Raw genomic sequence first — 17,865 nt, forward strand, 5'->3', positions numbered from 1 at the left:
TTCACCGGGAGGGAACGCCAATTCAGCATCCACGAGCATTTCCACAGTCTTTTGCAACATATCCGGTGTATTGCCTTGTGGAATATTTTGAAGATGCCTAATATTTGTTAGACCACTGGTATGGTGAAGAAAGTTATTTAGTGTAAGATTTTGCATATCAACAGGTTTCCCTTGATACTTTAATGTAAACCAAGGTAAATATTTTTGGACAGGGTCAGTCATTGAGAGCAGCCCTTGCTCTTCCAATAGCATAATACCAATACCGGTAAAAGCTTTACTGACCGAGGCTAACTCATAGAGTGTATTTTCACTTGCAGACAACCCCTTTTCACGGTCTGCATACCCTGAAGAAAAGTAGAACACTTCATCATCAGCAAGTATTGAGATTGACATTCCCGGCACACCTGATATACGACAGGCATCATCTAGCAACGCTTGTATTGCCGCAGATTGCGAATCTGACAACGCATAACTTTGTGTTGCGAATCCTGAGAATAATATAAATATCGTTAATACAAAAACAATAATCTTTTTCATAAACTCTCCTTTTGGGAAAATTATAAGAGAATAATATAAAGTGAACCTATAATCAGCCCTCACCAATCGGACGTTTACGGGCAGCCCGACCCCCACCTAACTTCTTTGCTCCAGCCAAATTTTGAGGTGGGAGTTTTACTTACTGCCCGTTAATGTCGGATAAATAACCTCCTTTTACAACTACGAAACTAAATTTTAATATATCTTTCTATTCACCTGTATAATATCAAATAATTACGAATAGTTACACTTAAACGGACAGATGGATGTAATTTGAAACAACTTTAAAGAGCCTTGCTACGTAGAATGTAGTAAGGCTCTTAGCTTTTAATAATCAAAATTCAATAACTTTATTATCATTATACAACAGCCCCACTAAGCTTATTACCACTTAATGAGGCCATTTGATTCACATTATTAATTATGGAACGTCGGTTTATAGAACGAACGATTATCAAGAGCAAAGACACGCTCTGTGTATTCGCCTGGTTTTGTGCGTCCTAATGCGCGGTCCATCATGTTCATTTTTGCATCTAAGTTATCGATGTAGTGCAGAATTTCTGCTTCTTTTACTAACGGTGGTTTTGGGCTACCCCATTCTGCTTTTCCGTGGTGAGAAAGGACGATGTGCTGAAGAATTAATACTTCTTCTGCATCGATGTTCAGCTCATCTGCTGCTTTACCAATTTCGTTCACCATAATAGAAATGTGGCCTAATAAATTTCCTTCTAACGTATACGTTGTAGAAATTGGGCCAGATAATTCGATTACTTTACCAAGGTCATGTAAAATAACCCCTGCATATAGTAAGTCTTTATCTAATGATGGGTATAGATTTGAGATAGCTTTCGCTAAATCAAGCATCGATACGACGTGATAAGCTAATCCAGATACGAATTCGTGATGATTTTTTGTCGCTGCTGGATATTCTAAAAATTCGTTTTGATGCTTATTTAATAAATGTCTTGTTAGACGTTGAATGTTCGGATTTCTCATTTCGAATATGTATTGCGTAATTTTTTCGACCATATCTTCTTTTTTCACTGGCGCTTTTTCTACGAAGTCTGAGATGTCCGTTACTTCATTTTCATTCGCAACTCGGATTTGTTTCACACGTAATTGAATACGGCCTTTGTAGTTTAGAATGTCACCAGCTACTTTAACGATTGTTTCCGCTACATATTGTTTCTCAACTTCTGGTGATACGTCCCATAGCTTCGCTTCAATATCTCCACTTGGATCTTGTAAGATTACTGTTAAAAACGGCTTTCCATTGCTTGCTAGACCTTTTGTCGCTGTTTTAATTAACAAGAAAACATCGACTTGTTCACCAACTTCATATTCTGCAATTTTCTTTTTCATTCGAATTCCTCCACCATATCAGTTACTTTTAGTATAGCACACTACAACTCATTTTCTTTACGCTTACGCACTAATTTTATAATCTGTTTTTCTGTAAAATACGTTAGTAAATGCGCATGACATGTAAAGAAGATGACTTGTCTGTCTTTCGCAATTTCCTTTATTAGCTCAATCGTACGATTCGTCCTTACCGCATCAAAATGCACGAAACTATCATCAATAATAAACGGATAATCATGCTCAAATGTTTTCGCTAATGCAAATCTCAGCGATAAATATAACTGCTCCGCTGTCGCTTGGCTTAGCTCATGACTGTAAAAACGCATACCATCGTTACGCTCGACAATGAACGGCTCTGCCTCCGACGGTGAAAAGATTTTACTATATCGTCCGCCTGTTAAATACACAAAGTACTCTTCTGATTTTTGTAAAATACGGGGAAGATGTACTTCATGATAATATTGCTTCGTTTTCGTTAACACTGTCTTTGCGGCCGCATACGCAGCCCACTTCTTCACTTGTTCACGCACTTGCGCTTTTTTTATTTCCCACTCGTGCATTAAATCACCATATGTACTGCCTTCTTCTAAATTCGCAATTTCCATACGATGCTTCGCAATGCGCTCTGTCAGTTCTTTTTCCTTTGTAAGACAGTTTTGCGCGGCTGTCATTTCTTGCGTTAATTTCTCATCATAACCGTCAGCCTCATAATGTTCAGCTAATGATAAACTCGTTAAACGCTGTTCTAATAGATCAATTTGCGGTAATAAACGCCCTACTTGCTTCTCAGCATCTTCACGTTTTTCCGATAGTTTACCCGCTTCTAAAAACATCTCTTCATCTGTAGAATGTGCGATATGCCATAATCCATCTCGTTCTACTAACAGTTGTTTTAATTGCTCTTGCATGAACTCATACTCTTCTTGCCATTCCGCCAACTTCTCTTTTAGCTGCTTACAAGTTTGGCGCTTTTCTTTCTCATTTTGCATACGGATTTGTGCCTCGTGCAGCTTACTATACTCTGCACTACCGATAACAGTTTCTAGTTTATGTTCAAAATGCGAAATCATTTCATATAATGAAGATTTGCGCTCACTTTTCTTCTCTAAATCACGATATAATTGCTGCATTTTTTCCATACGCTCAAACGCCGGCAATATGTGCGCATACGTATAAAATTCAGGGAACGTATAGCGCATTTTATACACATTTACTTGTTCGCTAATGCGGAACGTTTCTCGCTCCCACTCCTCATAGGATGAAACGACTTTATCATACGCTCGCTCCATTTGTTGTAACTTATATGACTCACGCTCAAATAGCTTACGAATCTCTTCATCTTTTTCTAACTCATAGCGCACAGACATCGCTTCTTCACTTTGTCTCCCGCCAGCACTTTGCTGAAGAGTAAGAAGCTCTTCTTGTAATCCACTTGACGGATCTTTATATAAAACGAGGGCAAGAACAATCCCTACAAAAACAATGACACTAATAAATAAGAGCGGGCGGTTATCTATAAATAAGCTTGTAAATAAAACGACTGTGTTAATAAGAAGTAACAGAAGACAAACTCTTTGCCACTGCTTTTTCTTTTGCATAGCCGCTCCTGCTTTTTCCTCGTACTTACGCTTCATTCTCTCTGCGCCCATGCCGATAAACGCCGCATCTTGGAACGACTTCTCTTTCTCAGCTAACGCACTTCGCTCTTCATCCGCTAGCATTTGCTTCTTAATCTGTCTTATATTTTCTTCTTGTTCTTCTAATTGCTCCTGCGCTACTTTAAAACGATCATCAAGTTGTGCTTTTTGCGTTTCTAATTCACGCGCCTTTTGCACTGCTTGCGTAATTAACTCTTTCGTTGCCAAACTCATATCAAACGACAGGACTGTTTCTTTTTCAAACGTAGCACCGATTTGTTGCTCTAGTTCTGCCAGCTCTTCTTTTATATTCGTAATCGTTCCTGTCACATCACGCATTTCTTGACGTGCATTTTCATAAGACATGTGCTGCATACGAAGTTCTTCTACATAACTTTCTTTTTGTAAAAACGCTTCATCTATTTGAATCGATTCCATTTCCAATTGCACATTCTCTATTTTTTTATGGAGTGAATCAACTTGTAATTGGAGCGGCTCCATCTTCGCCTTAATCGCTTCATAACGCGCCATTCCGTTTACAGGAAATTGCCCGCTCTCGTTTTCTAACACTTTCTCATGCGCACGCTTTTCAATAACGAGTGGCTCAAGCGCAGCTAATATTTCATAATCTTGCTTTCGTTTTTCCGCACTCTCTTTTTCCACGCGAACAGTAGCTAGCTTCTCTTCACTTTCTTTTAACTGCTCAACCTGTTTTTCATACGTGCCAATTTTCCCTTGCCATTCTTTCATCTTCTCTTCAAGCTTCTTCATTTCTTGCAGTGACACGTTAATTTCTGGTTTACGCCCACTCGGCTTAAAGCGCTGATCCATTTCTTTTTCTAGCTTTTTATCTAGCTGTAATAACGCATCACTTCCGACTGCGCTTGCTGAAAATAAATAATTTCCGATATCCGCTTCGCCGAGCTGATGAATGTTTTGAAGGCCGTGCATATCAAATGAAAAGACAGATTCAAATAAACTTTCATTCATCCCGCTTAATATATCGTGTAAAATTTCTTCGCCGCCCGTTTTCCCGTCTTCAAAATAAACGGTCACCTCGCCAACTGCTGTCTTTGGCAATCGTTCAATTTTCAAACGGCCGTACTTCTCTGTTTGCACAGTCATCGCACCGCCATACTTGCCGCCTTCTTTCGGCTCATAACGGCGCTGTCCTCTTGTTGGAAAACCGAATAAAATACTTTTCATAAATGAGCGAATTGTCGATTTCCCCGCTTCATTTTCACCATATAAAACAGTCAGCAATGAAAGATCCATTTCCACATTTTCTAATTTTCCGTACCCATAAATATGGAGTTTTTCAATTCTCATTTTTTATCCCTCTCTTGCTGGAATAATTGCTCTAAAATAATATTTTCTGCTTCCTTTTGAATCTCTTTCTTCTCTTCTTCTGTAAAAGATTCAATACTATTACGTGCTACAGGAGATGTCCAAATCGTGCGCAACACGCCGTCCATATTGGTGAAAGCTTCTAACTCTTTTAGCACACTACCGACGAAATGGTTTTCCTCTTTCAAACGCTCGATTTCCGCAAAAGAAACCGTCTCATTTTTCCACTTCATCGCATATACGAAGTCTTTTCGCTCTTCGCCAGCTGCTAAAATATAGAAAATCTCTTCCGCACGTTTTTCGTCACGTAAATAAGAAGAAAGTGGTCCCTGACCTGTAAATACGACAGTTAAAAGCGTCCCTTCTTCTTCTCTTCGGCATTCATTCATCGCACTTGATATCACAGTCATAAGTTCATCGACAGTTTCAAGTCCATCGATACTTACTTCTATTTCATCCCACACAACATCTGCCGTATGGAAAAATGAACATTGCGTTCCTTGTTTCGTAAGTTCAATCAGGTACGCACCCTTTTCGCCCGTTTCCTTACGATGACGTCCTTGTATGTTCCCTGGATAAATAATGTACGGCTCTTCTGATAAAATTTCACATTTATGTATATGACCAAGAGCCCAATAATCAAACTGCTTTTCTTTTAGCTCACGAATTTGAAACGGTGCATAGCGATTATGCTCTGCATCTCCTTCCACACTTCCGTGAAGCATACCAATATGAAAAGGCGCATCACTCATTTTCGTATACTGCGCTGTCATATTGTCCGTTACCGCTTGCTGCAAATAACTAAACCCGTAAATAGAAGCTACTAGCTCACCATTTTTATAAAATGATTTCTCTTCTACATAAGGCTCCGTAAACACATGAACATTTTCCGGAAACTCAATTGCTGCCCAGCTTCCCCCTAAATGATCATGGTTACCGTGAATAATAAAAACAGGGATATCGTACTGCGACAGTCTCTTCATTTGCTCGCGCACAAACACTTGCGCTCTCAAACTTCTCGTCTCCGCATCATACAAATCCCCGGCTAGTAATACGAAATCAACGCGCTCTTGAATCGCTTTATCAACAATACGCTCGAACGATTCAAACGTACTTTGCTTCATTCTTTCCCAAACAGACTGCGCAACATTCATCTCCATCCCTTTAAACGGACTATCCAAATGCAAATCAGCCGCATGTATAAACTTCACTTGTTTCACAAATAACGATCCTTTCTATCTTTCAAAAGTTTCATTTTATCAACATTAAAATTGCTGAAAACTTTAATAAGTAGGAATGAATAGACACCCCCGCTTATTAAAGTTTCACCTTATTGTAACACGCAATGTCATATATTTCTTTGCATATTCTAGCGATTTATGCCAAAATAGTTATAAGATTCTGATTTTTATTATTGGAGGGAATTTTCATGGGAGTATACGTTCTAACAGTCTTTGAAAAAGATGGTTCAAAAGCATTAGATGAATCATTCGAGGCGGCAACTGAAAAAGAAGCGAAAGCAAAAGGTGAATCTATTTTACAAGAAAAAGGATTGCACGAAAAAACACATCGCTGCACATCTTCTGCAGGTAAGCTCGTTTTATTCCAGCGCTAAAAAAAAGAAGCGTCACCCGCTTCTTTTTACTCTACTATATCTTCGTCACACCACGTAAACGCCACATCTAGAATGCGATTACCGATACGTACGCGCTTATTCCATTTTCCTGTTTGGATCTGATGTTGCAACTCTGCTTTCATCTTTTCCGTCCAGTTGTGAATCGTTTCACTACCGTCGTATGGATATACGCTTGGAAACTCTTCCTGCAGTAGATGCAAGCTCTCTGCATCAAAATGAAAATGGAAGAAGTAGTTTGCTGTAAGCGATGGTTCTTGCAATCGTAAAAAATGATCATCAATTTGCTTTCTATTTCTATAGAAAGTAAAGATATTCACTTTACCGCTCGTAATTTGGTCAATTTGAATTTCGTGCTTCTCTATAATCACGTCTTGCCCACCTCGTTATATACTATCCTTAGTATATATGTCTTTTGCAACAAAGTTAACCATTTTCGCGCGAAATTCATTTCCTTCATTATTATCCTGTACCTCCAAGTACAATCAGAACAAATAAAAACAAAGTTGAAGGGGAGCGATCACATGTATTTCGGAAGCAAAGGTTGGTATGTAAAAGAACTTAAAAAATTAGGTATTCGTACTTATGAAGGTAAAAAACTAGAATCATATCGTACGCATGTGTTATCTAGTTTACTTGAGAGAATGAAGAGAGCTTCGGCTTAATAAAAAATAGAAGAAGCTACTTTTAAAGTAGCTTCTTGTTTTTGAAAAATTTACTACCCTTTGTACCAATCATAGCCTAAATGAATAACATTCGCCTTCATATAAGACAATGAATTCTCCTCAAGAAATGTCTCATAATCCACAAAATTATCCATTCCAAATCTATCATTCTGAAACCAAGTTGCGTCACATTCATCACAAACATATACAACTTTATTTATATCTTTAATTTCTGCTTTATAAACGAGACCATTTCCATCACATCTTGGACAAACAACTTTTCCTTTAAATAGCTCCATTTAAAACTCCTCCACCACAAACTTTTAGAGTCTTAACTATATAATAGAATAAAATACCCCCCAAAACCAAAAATGCTATAATAAACCCAATCAAACTAAGGGGGAACATGTATCGTGCACGGAAAACACATTCAATTTCACAAGTTCGGCAACCCAAGAGATGTATTACAAGTTGAATATAAAAATATAGAACCATTAAAAGATAATGAAGTTTTCATTCGTATGTTAGTTAGGCCGATTAACCCATCTGACTTAATTCCCGTTACCGGAGCGTACGCACATAGAATTCCGTTACCTAACATACCTGGTTATGAAGGTGTCGGTATTGTAGAAGATGTAGGCGCGGGCGTTACTAGAGACCTTATCGGTAAACGTGTTTTACCGTTACGCGGAGAAGGTACTTGGCAGGATTATGTGAAGACATCAGCTGATTTTGTAGTCCCTATTCCGGATTCCATCGATGATTTCACAGCGGCACAAATGTATATTAATCCTCTTACGGCGTGGGTTACATGCACAGAAACGTTAAACTTACAACGTAATGACGTTTTATTAGTGAATGCCTGTGGATCCGCTATTGGTCATCTATTTGCGCAGTTATCACAAATTTTAAACTTCCGATTAATTGCTGTTACAAGAAATAATAAGCATACAGAAGAGTTACTGCGCCTTGGTGCCGAGTATGTAATTGATACTTCCACTGCCCCGCTTTATGAAACCGTTATGGAATTAACAAATGGGCTCGGTGCAGATGCTGCGATTGATTCTATCGGGGGACCAGATGGAAATGCATTAGCTTTCTCCTTACGTCCAAACGGGCACTTTTTAACGATCGGCCTTCTATCAGGAATACAAGTAAACTGGGCAGAGATTGTCACGAAAGCAAAAGTGCACGCGAACATATTTCATTTACGACATTGGAATAAAGAAGCTTCACCATATAAATGGCAAGAAACGTTTCGTCACTTAATTCGCTTAGTTGAAAATAAGCAATTACGTTTTATGACGGTACATTCTACGTATGACTTAGCGGATGTGAAAGCAGCAGTTGATGTTGTGCAGTCTGCTGAGAAAACGAAAGGGAAAGTGTTTTTGACGAGTTATTGAATACTAGCGAAGGATCTATTTTGATTTTTTTCAAAATAGATTTTTTTATGTCTTATAAACCCGCTTTTAGTATCCCCACTTCAACTACCTAAAAAATAACATTGTCAACCGAACTTAAATTGGTTATCATAAAAACGAATATAACAGGAGATGAGCAGATGAATATGAACGAAAAGAAATCTTTTTCAAAAGTTTCTCGTCGGAAATTAGTCGATGAAGTGCTAGAACGTCTACAAGAGAAAATCTTTTCTGGCGAGTATGAAGTTGGCGATCGCCTCCCTACAGAGCCGCAATTAATGGAAGAGTTAGGGGTAGGACGTTCAACGCTGAGAGAAAGCATAAAAATATTAGTACATGCTGGCATATTAGAAGTTCGACAAGGACAAGGTACTCGTATTGTTTCACTCAATACAACGCAAGATTCATTTGAAAAACGACTGCAAGCAGCTAATATACATCATGTGTATGAAGCACGAAATATGTTAGATAAAGAAGTAGCAATGTTAGCGGCACAACGCCGAAGTGACGAGGATCTTTTATACTTAAAAGGACATTTGAGTAAAAGAAAAAATGCCCTTCAAGAAGGAAATTATGTAGCATACATAGATGCAGACATTCAGTTTCATCTAGCCATTGCAAAGGCGAGCAAAAACGAAGTTCTACTTGATTTGTATCAATCTTTCGTACCTGCCCTTCGTCACATTTTAAGCCAATTCATATTACATACAGCGAACTATGAAGATAACTCTGATATTCATGAAAAGTTATTCCAAGCGATTTTAAAACAAAATACTGAAGAAGCACGAACATACGCTATTCAAAATTTGGAGCTGAAATAAGCTCCTTATCTATTACACTCAAACATCAGATGATATACTCAATAACATCTGATGTTTGAGAGGGGAGAAAATGAAATTGAAACATCGACAACGAACTTATTTGTATATACTAGCACTATTTTTTGTTTCCATTAATCTACGCATCGGAATTACATCTGTTTCACCTGTATTAGAAACAATCCGACAAGACTTAAGTATAAGCAATTTCTCCGTTAGTTTTTTAACAGCTATTCCTGTTTTTTGTATGGGGACATTCGCCTTACTAACTGGGAAGGTAATTAAGAAATACGGGGCAGAAAAATCAATTATGGCTTGTCTTATTTTAATCGGCTTGGCAACATGTATGAGGGCCTTTACCTTTTCCATTTCCGCATTATTCGCGAGCTCTTTATTTATCGGTATTGGAATTGCACTTGCAGGCCCGTTACTATCAGGTTTTATTAAAGAAAAATTCCCTACGAAAATCGGCTTAATGATTGGCATATATTCAGTAGGTATGGGAACTGGTGCTTCTTTAAGTGCAGGATTAACGATTCCTTTACAACATATATTAAAAGGGTCTTGGAATATGGCACTCGCTTTTTGGGGTGTACTTACGATTATCGCTATTATGTTTTGGTATCCCGTTATGAAACGAAAAAAGAATACGAGTACACAAAATAAAAAGAATAATAGCTTACCTTTAAAAAATAAAAAAGCATGGTTATTCACAATCTTTTTCGGACTACAATCAGGAATCTTTTATTCTATTACGACTTGGCTTGCGCCAGCAAATCAAAGTATGGGTGTAAGCAGCGAACAAGCGGGTACTCTTATAACTGTTTTTACAGTGATCCAAATGATATGCAGCTTTTTAATTCCAACATTAGCGGATATTTATAAAAACAGGACACTTTGGTTATTAGGGAGTATATGTTTTGTACTCGTAGGTTTATTGCTTATGATTTACCCACTAACTACACCATGGATCCCTTCTATCCTACTAGGTATCGGGCTCGGCGGCGTATTTCCACTCGCTCTTATGCTACCGCTATATGAAACAAAAACTTCAGAAGATGCGAGTGCATGGACTGCTATGATGCAGTCAGGAGGATATATTATGGGCGGATTCATTCCTGTCCTAGCAGGAATCGCTCGTGACTACTTTAATGGTTATACGCAAGTTTTTATTATAATGGCACTTTTAAGCTTCCTTTTATTCCTATTAACTTTAGTCATGAACAAAAAGAAAAGAACTGCAAAAGATCTTGTCTCCGCTTAAATTAAAAATGTTAATATATGGTATAATTTAATTAAAAACGAAAGGAGCTTCTAACATGTGGTTCATTTCGGCAATCGCGCCTGTTGTAATAGTTGGTGGAATTGTAGTATTTGTAATGAAAAGAATGGAACGTAAATATAACGAAGGAACAGTAGGTAAGAAAAAATCAAAAGAAGCTCAAAATTTATTAGATAGTCTCATACCTATAGGAATGCTTGTCGGCTGTATAATCGGTTTGATTTTCGGCATGTTTTTCCCGGACTTCTCCCTGCTTTCAGTTAGTTTAGGATCTGGAATAGGCTATTTATTTGGTTATTTCGCCTATGAAATTTATAGTAAGACAGGAGATAATTTTTCGTAATCCAAAAAGAATAATCAGGACAGTACATAGTAGTCATATACAATGTGTACTGTCCTTTATTTTTGCATCGACACTATCACCTTACCTTTCACATACTATACACCTTTTTTATTGATTTTCCTCTCCTCCCTCTCTCGTATATCCGCTTTTTTATTTTCACTAGATCTATAACCATAGTAAAGTAGCGCACATGTAATAACTGAACCTACAATGTAGCCTAAAAAACACCCTAACCAAAACATAATGTAATCGCCTCCATTCATTATAAATTTTATGTAATATAACGCTTTACATGCTCAATCGTTTATTTCTATCAACTATATATTCTCTAAAGCTATTCATACCATTATTTTTCTTCTTACCCCAAATAACAAATTTATTATTTGGCATAAAGTTAACACCTTCGTTAAACATATATAAAGATTGTTGTATTTCTTACTTTTCCCTTTGAAAACAATATATACTACATTTGAAATAAGCAAGTGTGTCTGCTTATTATCTAAATTCCCGTGCAATACCCCCCTCACGAAATGCTAGGAGCAATCCTAGCATTTTTTACAATAACGTTTTGCCCACTTTGAACATATGTAATTATAATTTCCTGTCAACGTTAGTCATAAAACAAAAAAATCCCCTCAAAGCATAAGCTTCAAGGGGTGAGCCTGTTTTTTTACTTATATACGTACAGCTGTACCACTTACAGCAACCATTAACATTCCATCACGAACAACCTCGTAATCTACGTCAATACCAACGATAGCGTTCGCACCTTTTTGTTTTGCAAGTTCTTTCATTTCATCCATTGCGATATCACGAGCTTCTTTTAGCTTGCTTTCGTAAGAACCAGCACGACCACCGACAACATCACGAACGGAAGCAAATAAATCACGGACAATATTTGCACCCATAATAGCTTCACCATTTACAATATCGATATACTCAATAATTTCTTTACCTTGAATTCCAGACGTTGTTGTTACAATCATGACTGACACTCTCCTAATAAGTTGTAGTTTGAATAAGCTTTCTTATGTCTTTATTATGCCATGGAAAAAGTATCTAATCTATTGAATTACCTTACAGGAGTGTGACAATTTTGTAAGGGAAAAATAGTATTCGTCACTTTCTTTACAATAACTACCTAAATTAACAGAAAATTGTTATAATTAAACATAAGGAGGGATATTATGAAAAAAATCATATCTATATGCGCTCTAACCGCTCTATCTTTCACTTTAATAGGCTGTACAAGTACCTCAGCTACAGACAAATCTCCACAAACTAAACAAGAACAGAAACAAAATGCCTTTCAATTAAACTCCGCAAATATTACAGATATCGAAATACTTAGCACAAAAAATAACAACGTTTCAAAATCTCAAATAGATAACGAAGAAATGATACAATCAATCGTTTCAGCAGTTCAAAAAGGCACTCCTAAATCAATTACATTAGATCAAAAAAAGAGAGAATCTACACATTCTACTATTACCGTTACATATAAAGATGACGCAAAAGAAGAGTTTCTTGTGTGGGTTGATAATAAGGAGCAAATTACGATTGCTAAAGATGAGAAGAAAGATAAAGTTGAAGGTGTGGTAGTGAACATTAAAGATGCGAAAATGATGAAGGATTTCTTTAAGAAGGCATCCTAGAATATACCTTTTCTTTATACATTAAAAAGGGCCCCCCTATTTCCGTAGGCGGGCCTTATCTTTATTACACAATAAGAAAGTATACTCTCTTTTTCACTGAAATTTCATGTAATTATACATATTTACAACAATGCATATAGTAAATTCTAAATTGTAGGCATGCTCTATAAAGCATCCTTTTCCTTTACCCGTTTTAAAAAGATACCATTTACAAACTCAAAAAAATCCCCTCAAAGCATCAGCTTTAAGGGGACCCATCCTATCATCGTCTCGCCTCATACAATCGATTTGCTTTATACGAGCAAAAGAAAAACATACATGTTGCAACGGGGATAAATGTCAAAAAAAGTCCTCTCATTAATGCAAATGGTGTTTCAAATAAAAATGACCATAAAAATGATACACCTTGCTTATCCCATAATCCTGGCGTCAAGTATAGTTCTTTCGGATTTACAAATGCTCCTAAATTCATCGTATTACTATACATAAATAAAAATAATATCGGTAAATAACAGGTCGCTAATTCTAAAAATGTTTTAGATAGACGCTTATACTTCCCTGCTCGTGACATTTGATCTGAAAAAATGTCATCTTCACTTTCCTCATTTATCTTTTTAAAATAGTACGTACCTGACCACCGATTACCAGCTATATGCTCCCATCCACTATCTTCAAATAGCGTGCAGTAATTCATAAATTCACTTTTTCTACTAAATACTCTATGGTCTATTCTAATCGTCGCATCTTCCGGCTCTGTATATCTGAATGTATAACCAAATGTAGTGCTTTCTAGTTGATAGCCTTTCCAAGCCATCTCTTCTAACCATTTTTCCTCTTTCTCAAAGTCTAAAAAGAATTTCAATCTCCACATCATCGTTTCCCCCTAACTATACGTGTAATAAACTCTTTGTAACCTCAATAATGTGCTGCATTCTTATAAAGTCTAAGTGCAATACTTCTTTCCCGCGTTCCGTAATGACATACACTTTTCTTCGTTTATCTTCACTTTTTACCGATTCTATTAACCCTTGTTTTAATAAATTTTCAACCGCACCATACAATGTACCCGCTGCGATTTTCACTTGATGATTACTCAGTTCCTCCACCTTTTGCATAATTAAATATCCATGAGCTGGCTCTAATAACGCTAAAAGAACGTAATACGTTGTTTCCGTTAATGGTAAATTTTTATCTCTATTCATAAAGACCTCCAATGTAACGATAACTATATAGCTAAACTATATAGTTAAACTGTATAGTTTGATTTTATACAGTTGGACTGTATATGTCAAATTAAGTTAAAAAAAACGTAATCGTCACTAAAGAATATCCTTCTTTTGCATTATACGGCTCCGCTTTATAAGAAACACGGTTTGCCCCTTGCAGATAACCGATTTCTCCAATTGCTTTTTTCACATCTTGCAATGCGCCATCCATTGATTGTTTATAAAGGATTTCAATCTTTGGTGATTTTTCGTTATAACGTTTCTGCATTTTATTTTTGAATTCATTATAGTTATTTGCGATGTATTCATTTCCTAAATAATTTAACTTTGTATCTTTTAATATTTGCTGATATGCAGGGATCTTCGCACTACCTGTCGCAATTTTATTTGTTAATGTACTATAATAATTTGTTGTAGCTTGCGGATAGTCCCCGCGGTTCCACTCATGATTTCTTGCGATTTGCTCATCTGATAAGTTGAAATAAGAATACGTTACGCGGCCTTGTTCATCTGGCACCGGATCATCGAATGTTGTATCAAGGTGATACCATTTGTTTTCGATTTTCACTAAGTTCCAAGCGTGAGGCTGACCGTCTCCAGTTCCTACTACAAAATGATTCTCAATTCCAGCTTCTTTTAATAATTGATAGGTTAATAGTGCATAACCTTGGCAAACCGCAGAACGATTTACGAGTGCTTCATATGCGGTGTAAGCTTTATAAGACGTATCATAAGAAATATGCTTTACAACATAATCATGAATCGCCTTCACTTTTTCGTGATCATCCATTCCTACTTGCGTAATAGAAGAAACGATCGCCTTTGCTTGCTTCATTACATATTCCGTTTGTTCTTTCGTTTCACGATATGTAATCTTTAACGTAAACGTATAATTTCCAGGTGATCCAGAAAGTCCATATGAAACATTCGATCTATTATAATTTGTATACTCATTTTTACTTGCCACTTCTTTATAGGCGTTGAAAAGTGTCTTCATTACTTCTTCCTGATTACTATTTTTCGTTTTATATGGAAGTGTAATATTCGTTTCGTACGCATTAATACGCTTTTGCACTTCATCTTTAAATGCTGTTAATAATGCCGCATCTCCTGTATCTTGCACTGCAACTTCAGGCTTTTTAAATTTCAAAGTATTATATAAAAACTGCGCATATTGTTCACGTTTCACCGTACTATATGGCTCAAACTTCCCTTCACCTGTACCTGAAGCAATCCCGTTTGATTGCACTGCACTAATTGCATTTTCATCCCAAAAACCGCTCGGAACATCGTTAAATGTATGTTTTTGCTTTGCTGAAAGATGGAAAGCGTTTGTAAGAATTTGTGCCATTTCTGCACGGCTAACAGAATCTTTCGGTCTAAAACCACCGTTTGCATCACCTTTAAAAACCCCTAATTTCGTTAACGTTAAAACCTCTTCAGGAAACAATGTTGAACCTGAGCGAATATCTCGATACGGATTGTTTAAAGTAGATCCACCTTGTAATACGTAACGAGCACCGTCATTACTAAACGTACCACCTTGCTTATTCGGTACTAACACACGATAAATTAAAGCTGCAACTTGCTCTCTCGTCGCAACATCACCGAAACCAAACTTCCCATTTCCATAACCAGAAATAATATTTTTACTCGCTAAATCTTTAATCGCCGGATACGACCAATGCGATGTAGGCACATCAGAAAAAATACCCGCCTCAGCAGCTCTCACATCACTGCCATTTGTATACAATAAACAAAAGAGAAATACAACATACAAACAACCCAAGTTCCTCATTGAAACTTGGGCTACTTCTTATACTTTTGTGCAAAAACAATAAGAATTTGGCCATACGACCACGATTACTGTAACAAAGGTTTTCACTAGAACCTTCTATACTATTTAACTGACTCTACTTGTTTTTCTAATTCTCTTCCAAGGAATGTAGCAAGTTCAAGCATACCAAATTGATTCGCTACAGACTCTGCGTCAGAATTATAGTTTGTGTTTGTATTAATATCATACGTATAAATTGTTCCATCCGCACTGCGAATAAATTCAATACCAGCAACAGTTATTTCATTTTCTTTCAAAAATTCTTTGTATTGTTCAATAATTGGCTCTTGGAAGTCCGATATAATTTCAAATTTTGTTGACGCTTCTTTCTTACTCTCTTCTCCTACTGGGCAAAAAGCATCGTGAATGGAGCACGCATCTGCTGGACAAAGTTCAAATCCTTCTGATGTATCTACTTTAACCGCATATACAAACTGGCCGCCTACAAACTCACAACGTGTAATATATGGTTCGGGCGCTTCAATATATTGCTGGATTAAAGTAATTCCATCAATGGGTTCTTCAAACGCTGGACCATCCAAATATTGTTCTAAAGCATCAATGGAATGAAACAGTTGAACACCAAGGCCTTTACCTGCACGATTATGCTTTGTAATGAACGGTACTTCCCCTAACTCTTTTGCTGCTTTTACTATATGATCACGGCCCACAGCACCAATTGTTTTCGGCACTTGTATCCCAAATTTTCTTAATGCTGCATATTGATTCAATTTACTTACTTCAAGGCGTAATGCACGAGATCCGTTAAATACTGTGCGCCCGTATCCCTCTAGCCAAGCAAGAACCCCTTCAGTTAATTCAGGTGCATATCGATGCCCTCTCGTATGTGAAGAAGCACTCATGCGGCTATAAAAAACACCTTTTGGAGGTTCTTGTTCTAATGAAAGTGTTCCTTCATTTAAAAGCCATTCCTCATACGGTAACTCCAGTTCTTCCAACCTTTTCACTAAATGATCCGTCCATTCCTTATTCTCATGTAATATGTAAATTTTACTCATTTGTAATCAATTCCTCTCTTTTTGCTTCAACTAATGGCATCACTTTTTCAGAAAACCGTTTCATCTCTTCAAGCTGTGGTGAAAATTGTAAAAGTAATAACGTAACACCCACTTTTTCAAAAGCAAGTATTCTTTCTGCAATTTGTTCTGGTGTTCCGATTAAATTAGGACGTAACCCGCGATTCGATACGGAATAATCATTGAGCTTTACTTGCTGTTCCAACTGCGATTTACTCACAAAATCTTGGTAACCTGCGTAACCTAACGCATCATCTTTCACATCCGTTATGCGTTTCCATTCTTCTACTGCCTCTTCTTCTGTATCACGACAAATGACGTAAGCCGCGAGCCCAAATGATTGCAATGGCTCCTCTGTGACTTTCTTTCTACGATTCTTCATATCTTCTATTTTCACACATACTTCTTCCACTGTTCCCCCGTGCATTACATATGCATCCGCGTGATTTACAATAACCTCTTTTCCTCTCTCACTCTCACCACCTGCATAAAGCTTAATACCTTGTTTCTGCACAGGTTTTGGACTTAAATGTGTATGCTGAAGCTCATAAAAGTTCCCCTTATAAGAAAACTCGTCTTCTTTCCAAAGCTCCTTCAAAATTGTTACAAATTCCTCTGTGCGATCATATCTTTCATCGTGCGCGGTAAATACTCCGCTGTACTGTCTCGCTTCTTCTTCCCACCACGCTGAAACTACATTCAATGTAAAACGACCATTACTTAATTGATCGATATTCGCTGCCATTTTCGCTGTAACTGCTGGATTGTGGAAGCCAGGTCTTACAGCTGTCATAATCTCTAATCTATCCGTCACTGCTGCAAGTGCTGCCGCAGTTGTCCACGCTTCTAAACTTGGTGCTGACACACCTTTTATATCATTTAAATTTAATTCTGCAATAAGCGTTGTTGAAAAACCTAATTGTTCTGCCGCTTGCGCTGTTTGTTTTGCATACTCAAACGTAGGCGGCATAGATTCATCCTCTACATTTCGAAGCCATCCCCCAAAAATCGGTAACCAAAAACCATACTCCACTACCTATTCCCCCTTTATCTTTTAGCCAT

At 37.2% G+C, this 17,865-nt stretch carries 19 protein-coding genes; 7 read left to right on the forward strand and 12 right to left on the reverse strand.

Annotated elements, in window-relative coordinates; all coding sequences use genetic code 11:
- The 4 genes from MR115_RS18880 to MR115_RS18895 all read right to left on the reverse strand — a co-directional run.
- A partial coding sequence (locus tag MR115_RS18880; RefSeq protein ID WP_242242300.1) for a serine hydrolase domain-containing protein occupies window positions 1-537 on the reverse strand: 537 nt, incomplete at its 3' end.
- A gap of 417 nt (window positions 538-954) precedes the next feature.
- On the reverse strand, window positions 955-1,899 hold the full coding sequence (gene yhaM, locus MR115_RS18885; protein ID WP_000726650.1) for a 3'-5' exoribonuclease YhaM: 945 nt from the start codon (window positions 1,897-1,899) through the stop codon (window positions 955-957).
- A 41-nt stretch (window positions 1,900-1,940) separates the two neighbouring features.
- Entirely contained in the window at window positions 1,941-4,865 is a 2,925-nt protein-coding gene (locus MR115_RS18890; RefSeq protein WP_242242301.1) for an ATP-binding protein, read from the reverse strand.
- Window positions 4,862-6,103 (reverse strand): metallophosphoesterase family protein, encoded by a 1,242-nt coding sequence (locus MR115_RS18895; RefSeq protein ID WP_242242302.1) that lies wholly within the window; start codon window positions 6,101-6,103, stop codon window positions 4,862-4,864. The genes MR115_RS18890 and MR115_RS18895 overlap by 4 nt, the downstream gene beginning before the upstream one ends.
- Window positions 6,104-6,312: 209 nt before the next feature.
- On the opposite strand from MR115_RS18895, the gene MR115_RS18900 reads away from it, so the two are divergent.
- A complete protein-coding gene (locus tag MR115_RS18900) occupies window positions 6,313-6,498 on the forward strand; it encodes a YhzD family protein (protein WP_000539550.1) in 186 nt (61 codons plus the stop codon).
- A 26-nt stretch (window positions 6,499-6,524) separates the two neighbouring features.
- Here MR115_RS18900 and MR115_RS18905 read toward each other — a convergent pair whose 3' ends face one another.
- Window positions 6,525-6,887 (reverse strand): hypothetical protein, encoded by a 363-nt coding sequence (locus tag MR115_RS18905; RefSeq protein ID WP_063260023.1) that lies wholly within the window; start codon window positions 6,885-6,887, stop codon window positions 6,525-6,527.
- Window positions 6,888-7,040: 153 nt separating this feature from the next.
- Here MR115_RS18905 and MR115_RS18910 point away from each other — a divergent pair, with 153 nt between their 5' ends.
- Window positions 7,041-7,181, forward strand: coding sequence for a YflJ family protein (locus MR115_RS18910; protein WP_000273537.1), 141 nt, complete (start codon window positions 7,041-7,043; stop codon window positions 7,179-7,181).
- A 53-nt stretch (window positions 7,182-7,234) separates the two neighbouring features.
- Here the strand turns inward: MR115_RS18910 and MR115_RS18915 are convergent, their stop codons facing one another.
- Window positions 7,235-7,480 carry a 3'-5' exonuclease gene (locus MR115_RS18915; protein ID WP_073518992.1) on the reverse strand — a complete coding sequence of 82 codons (246 nt, stop codon included), beginning with the start codon at window positions 7,478-7,480 and terminating at the stop codon, window positions 7,235-7,237.
- 111 nt (window positions 7,481-7,591) lie between these two features.
- Here MR115_RS18915 and MR115_RS18920 point away from each other — a divergent pair, with 111 nt between their 5' ends.
- The 4 genes from MR115_RS18920 to MR115_RS18935 all read left to right on the forward strand — a co-directional run bounded on the left by MR115_RS18920 (window position 7,592) and on the right by MR115_RS18935 (window position 11,048).
- Window positions 7,592-8,587 carry a zinc-dependent alcohol dehydrogenase family protein gene (locus MR115_RS18920; protein WP_242242546.1) on the forward strand — a complete coding sequence of 332 codons (996 nt, stop codon included), beginning with the start codon at window positions 7,592-7,594 and terminating at the stop codon, window positions 8,585-8,587.
- Window positions 8,588-8,745: 158 nt separating this feature from the next.
- Window positions 8,746-9,426 (forward strand): FadR/GntR family transcriptional regulator, encoded by a 681-nt coding sequence (locus MR115_RS18925; protein WP_073518990.1) that lies wholly within the window; start codon window positions 8,746-8,748, stop codon window positions 9,424-9,426.
- A gap of 70 nt (window positions 9,427-9,496) precedes the next feature.
- Window positions 9,497-10,687 carry an MFS transporter gene (locus tag MR115_RS18930; RefSeq protein WP_242242303.1) on the forward strand — a complete coding sequence of 397 codons (1,191 nt, stop codon included), beginning with the start codon at window positions 9,497-9,499 and terminating at the stop codon, window positions 10,685-10,687.
- A gap of 55 nt (window positions 10,688-10,742) precedes the next feature.
- The gene (locus MR115_RS18935; protein WP_242242304.1) at window positions 10,743-11,048 is read left to right on the forward strand and encodes a hypothetical protein; all 306 of its coding nucleotides are present in this window, start codon (window positions 10,743-10,745) and stop codon (window positions 11,046-11,048) included.
- Window positions 11,049-11,722: 674 nt separating this feature from the next.
- On the opposite strand, the gene MR115_RS18940 is transcribed toward MR115_RS18935, so the two are convergent.
- Entirely contained in the window at window positions 11,723-12,034 is a 312-nt protein-coding gene (locus tag MR115_RS18940) for a YbjQ family protein (protein WP_000637510.1), read from the reverse strand.
- A gap of 201 nt (window positions 12,035-12,235) precedes the next feature.
- Here MR115_RS18940 and MR115_RS18945 point away from each other — a divergent pair, with 201 nt between their 5' ends.
- On the forward strand, window positions 12,236-12,703 hold the full coding sequence (locus tag MR115_RS18945) for a lipoprotein (protein ID WP_242242305.1): 468 nt from the start codon (window positions 12,236-12,238) through the stop codon (window positions 12,701-12,703).
- Window positions 12,704-12,965: 262 nt separating this feature from the next.
- Here the strand turns inward: MR115_RS18945 and MR115_RS18950 are convergent, their stop codons facing one another.
- From MR115_RS18950 to MR115_RS18970, 5 genes are all read right to left on the reverse strand, one after another.
- Window positions 12,966-13,577, reverse strand: a complete 612-nt coding sequence (locus MR115_RS18950; RefSeq protein ID WP_242242306.1) for a DUF2812 domain-containing protein — start codon at window positions 13,575-13,577, stop codon at window positions 12,966-12,968.
- 13 nt (window positions 13,578-13,590) lie between these two features.
- Complete coding sequence (locus tag MR115_RS18955; RefSeq protein ID WP_242242307.1) at window positions 13,591-13,905, reverse strand: PadR family transcriptional regulator; 315 nt, start codon at window positions 13,903-13,905, stop codon at window positions 13,591-13,593.
- Window positions 13,906-13,996: 91 nt separating this feature from the next.
- Entirely contained in the window at window positions 13,997-15,709 is a 1,713-nt protein-coding gene (locus tag MR115_RS18960; RefSeq protein ID WP_242242308.1) for an S-layer homology domain-containing protein, read from the reverse strand.
- Window positions 15,710-15,828: 119 nt separating this feature from the next.
- Window positions 15,829-16,785 carry an ATP-grasp domain-containing protein gene (locus tag MR115_RS18965; protein WP_242242309.1) on the reverse strand — a complete coding sequence of 319 codons (957 nt, stop codon included), beginning with the start codon at window positions 16,783-16,785 and terminating at the stop codon, window positions 15,829-15,831.
- Complete coding sequence (locus MR115_RS18970) at window positions 16,778-17,836, reverse strand: LLM class flavin-dependent oxidoreductase (RefSeq protein ID WP_242242310.1); 1,059 nt, start codon at window positions 17,834-17,836, stop codon at window positions 16,778-16,780. The genes MR115_RS18965 and MR115_RS18970 overlap by 8 nt, the downstream gene beginning before the upstream one ends.
- Window positions 17,837-17,865 lie beyond the last annotated feature (29 nt).

The organism is Bacillus cereus group sp. BfR-BA-01309 (assembly GCF_022664315.1).
GTDB classification, from domain to species: Bacteria; Bacillota; Bacilli; order Bacillales; family Bacillaceae_G; genus Bacillus_A; species Bacillus_A mobilis.

Excerpts from the sequence above, each read along its gene's own strand:
- MR115_RS18945 (WP_242242305.1), top strand. The coding sequence starts at position 12,236 with ATGAAAAAAATCATATCTATATGCGCTCTAACCGCTCTATCTTTCACT.
- MR115_RS18940 (WP_000637510.1), bottom strand. The coding sequence starts at position 12,034 with ATGATTGTAACAACAACGTCTGGAATTCAAGGTAAAGAAATTATTGAG.
- yhaM (WP_000726650.1), bottom strand. The coding sequence starts at position 1,899 with ATGAAAAAGAAAATTGCAGAATATGAAGTTGGTGAACAAGTCGATGTT.
- MR115_RS18910 (WP_000273537.1), top strand. The coding sequence starts at position 7,041 with ATGTATTTCGGAAGCAAAGGTTGGTATGTAAAAGAACTTAAAAAATTA.
- MR115_RS18930 (WP_242242303.1), top strand. The coding sequence starts at position 9,497 with ATGAAATTGAAACATCGACAACGAACTTATTTGTATATACTAGCACTA.
- MR115_RS18950 (WP_242242306.1), bottom strand. The coding sequence starts at position 13,577 with ATGATGTGGAGATTGAAATTCTTTTTAGACTTTGAGAAAGAGGAAAAA.
- MR115_RS18890 (WP_242242301.1), bottom strand. The coding sequence starts at position 4,865 with ATGAGAATTGAAAAACTCCATATTTATGGGTACGGAAAATTAGAAAAT.
- MR115_RS18955 (WP_242242307.1), bottom strand. The coding sequence starts at position 13,905 with ATGAATAGAGATAAAAATTTACCATTAACGGAAACAACGTATTACGTT.
- MR115_RS18935 (WP_242242304.1), top strand. The coding sequence starts at position 10,743 with ATGTGGTTCATTTCGGCAATCGCGCCTGTTGTAATAGTTGGTGGAATT.
- MR115_RS18925 (WP_073518990.1), top strand. The coding sequence starts at position 8,746 with ATGAATATGAACGAAAAGAAATCTTTTTCAAAAGTTTCTCGTCGGAAA.
- MR115_RS18915 (WP_073518992.1), bottom strand. The coding sequence starts at position 7,480 with ATGGAGCTATTTAAAGGAAAAGTTGTTTGTCCAAGATGTGATGGAAAT.
- MR115_RS18965 (WP_242242309.1), bottom strand. The coding sequence starts at position 16,785 with ATGAGTAAAATTTACATATTACATGAGAATAAGGAATGGACGGATCAT.
- MR115_RS18900 (WP_000539550.1), top strand. The coding sequence starts at position 6,313 with ATGGGAGTATACGTTCTAACAGTCTTTGAAAAAGATGGTTCAAAAGCA.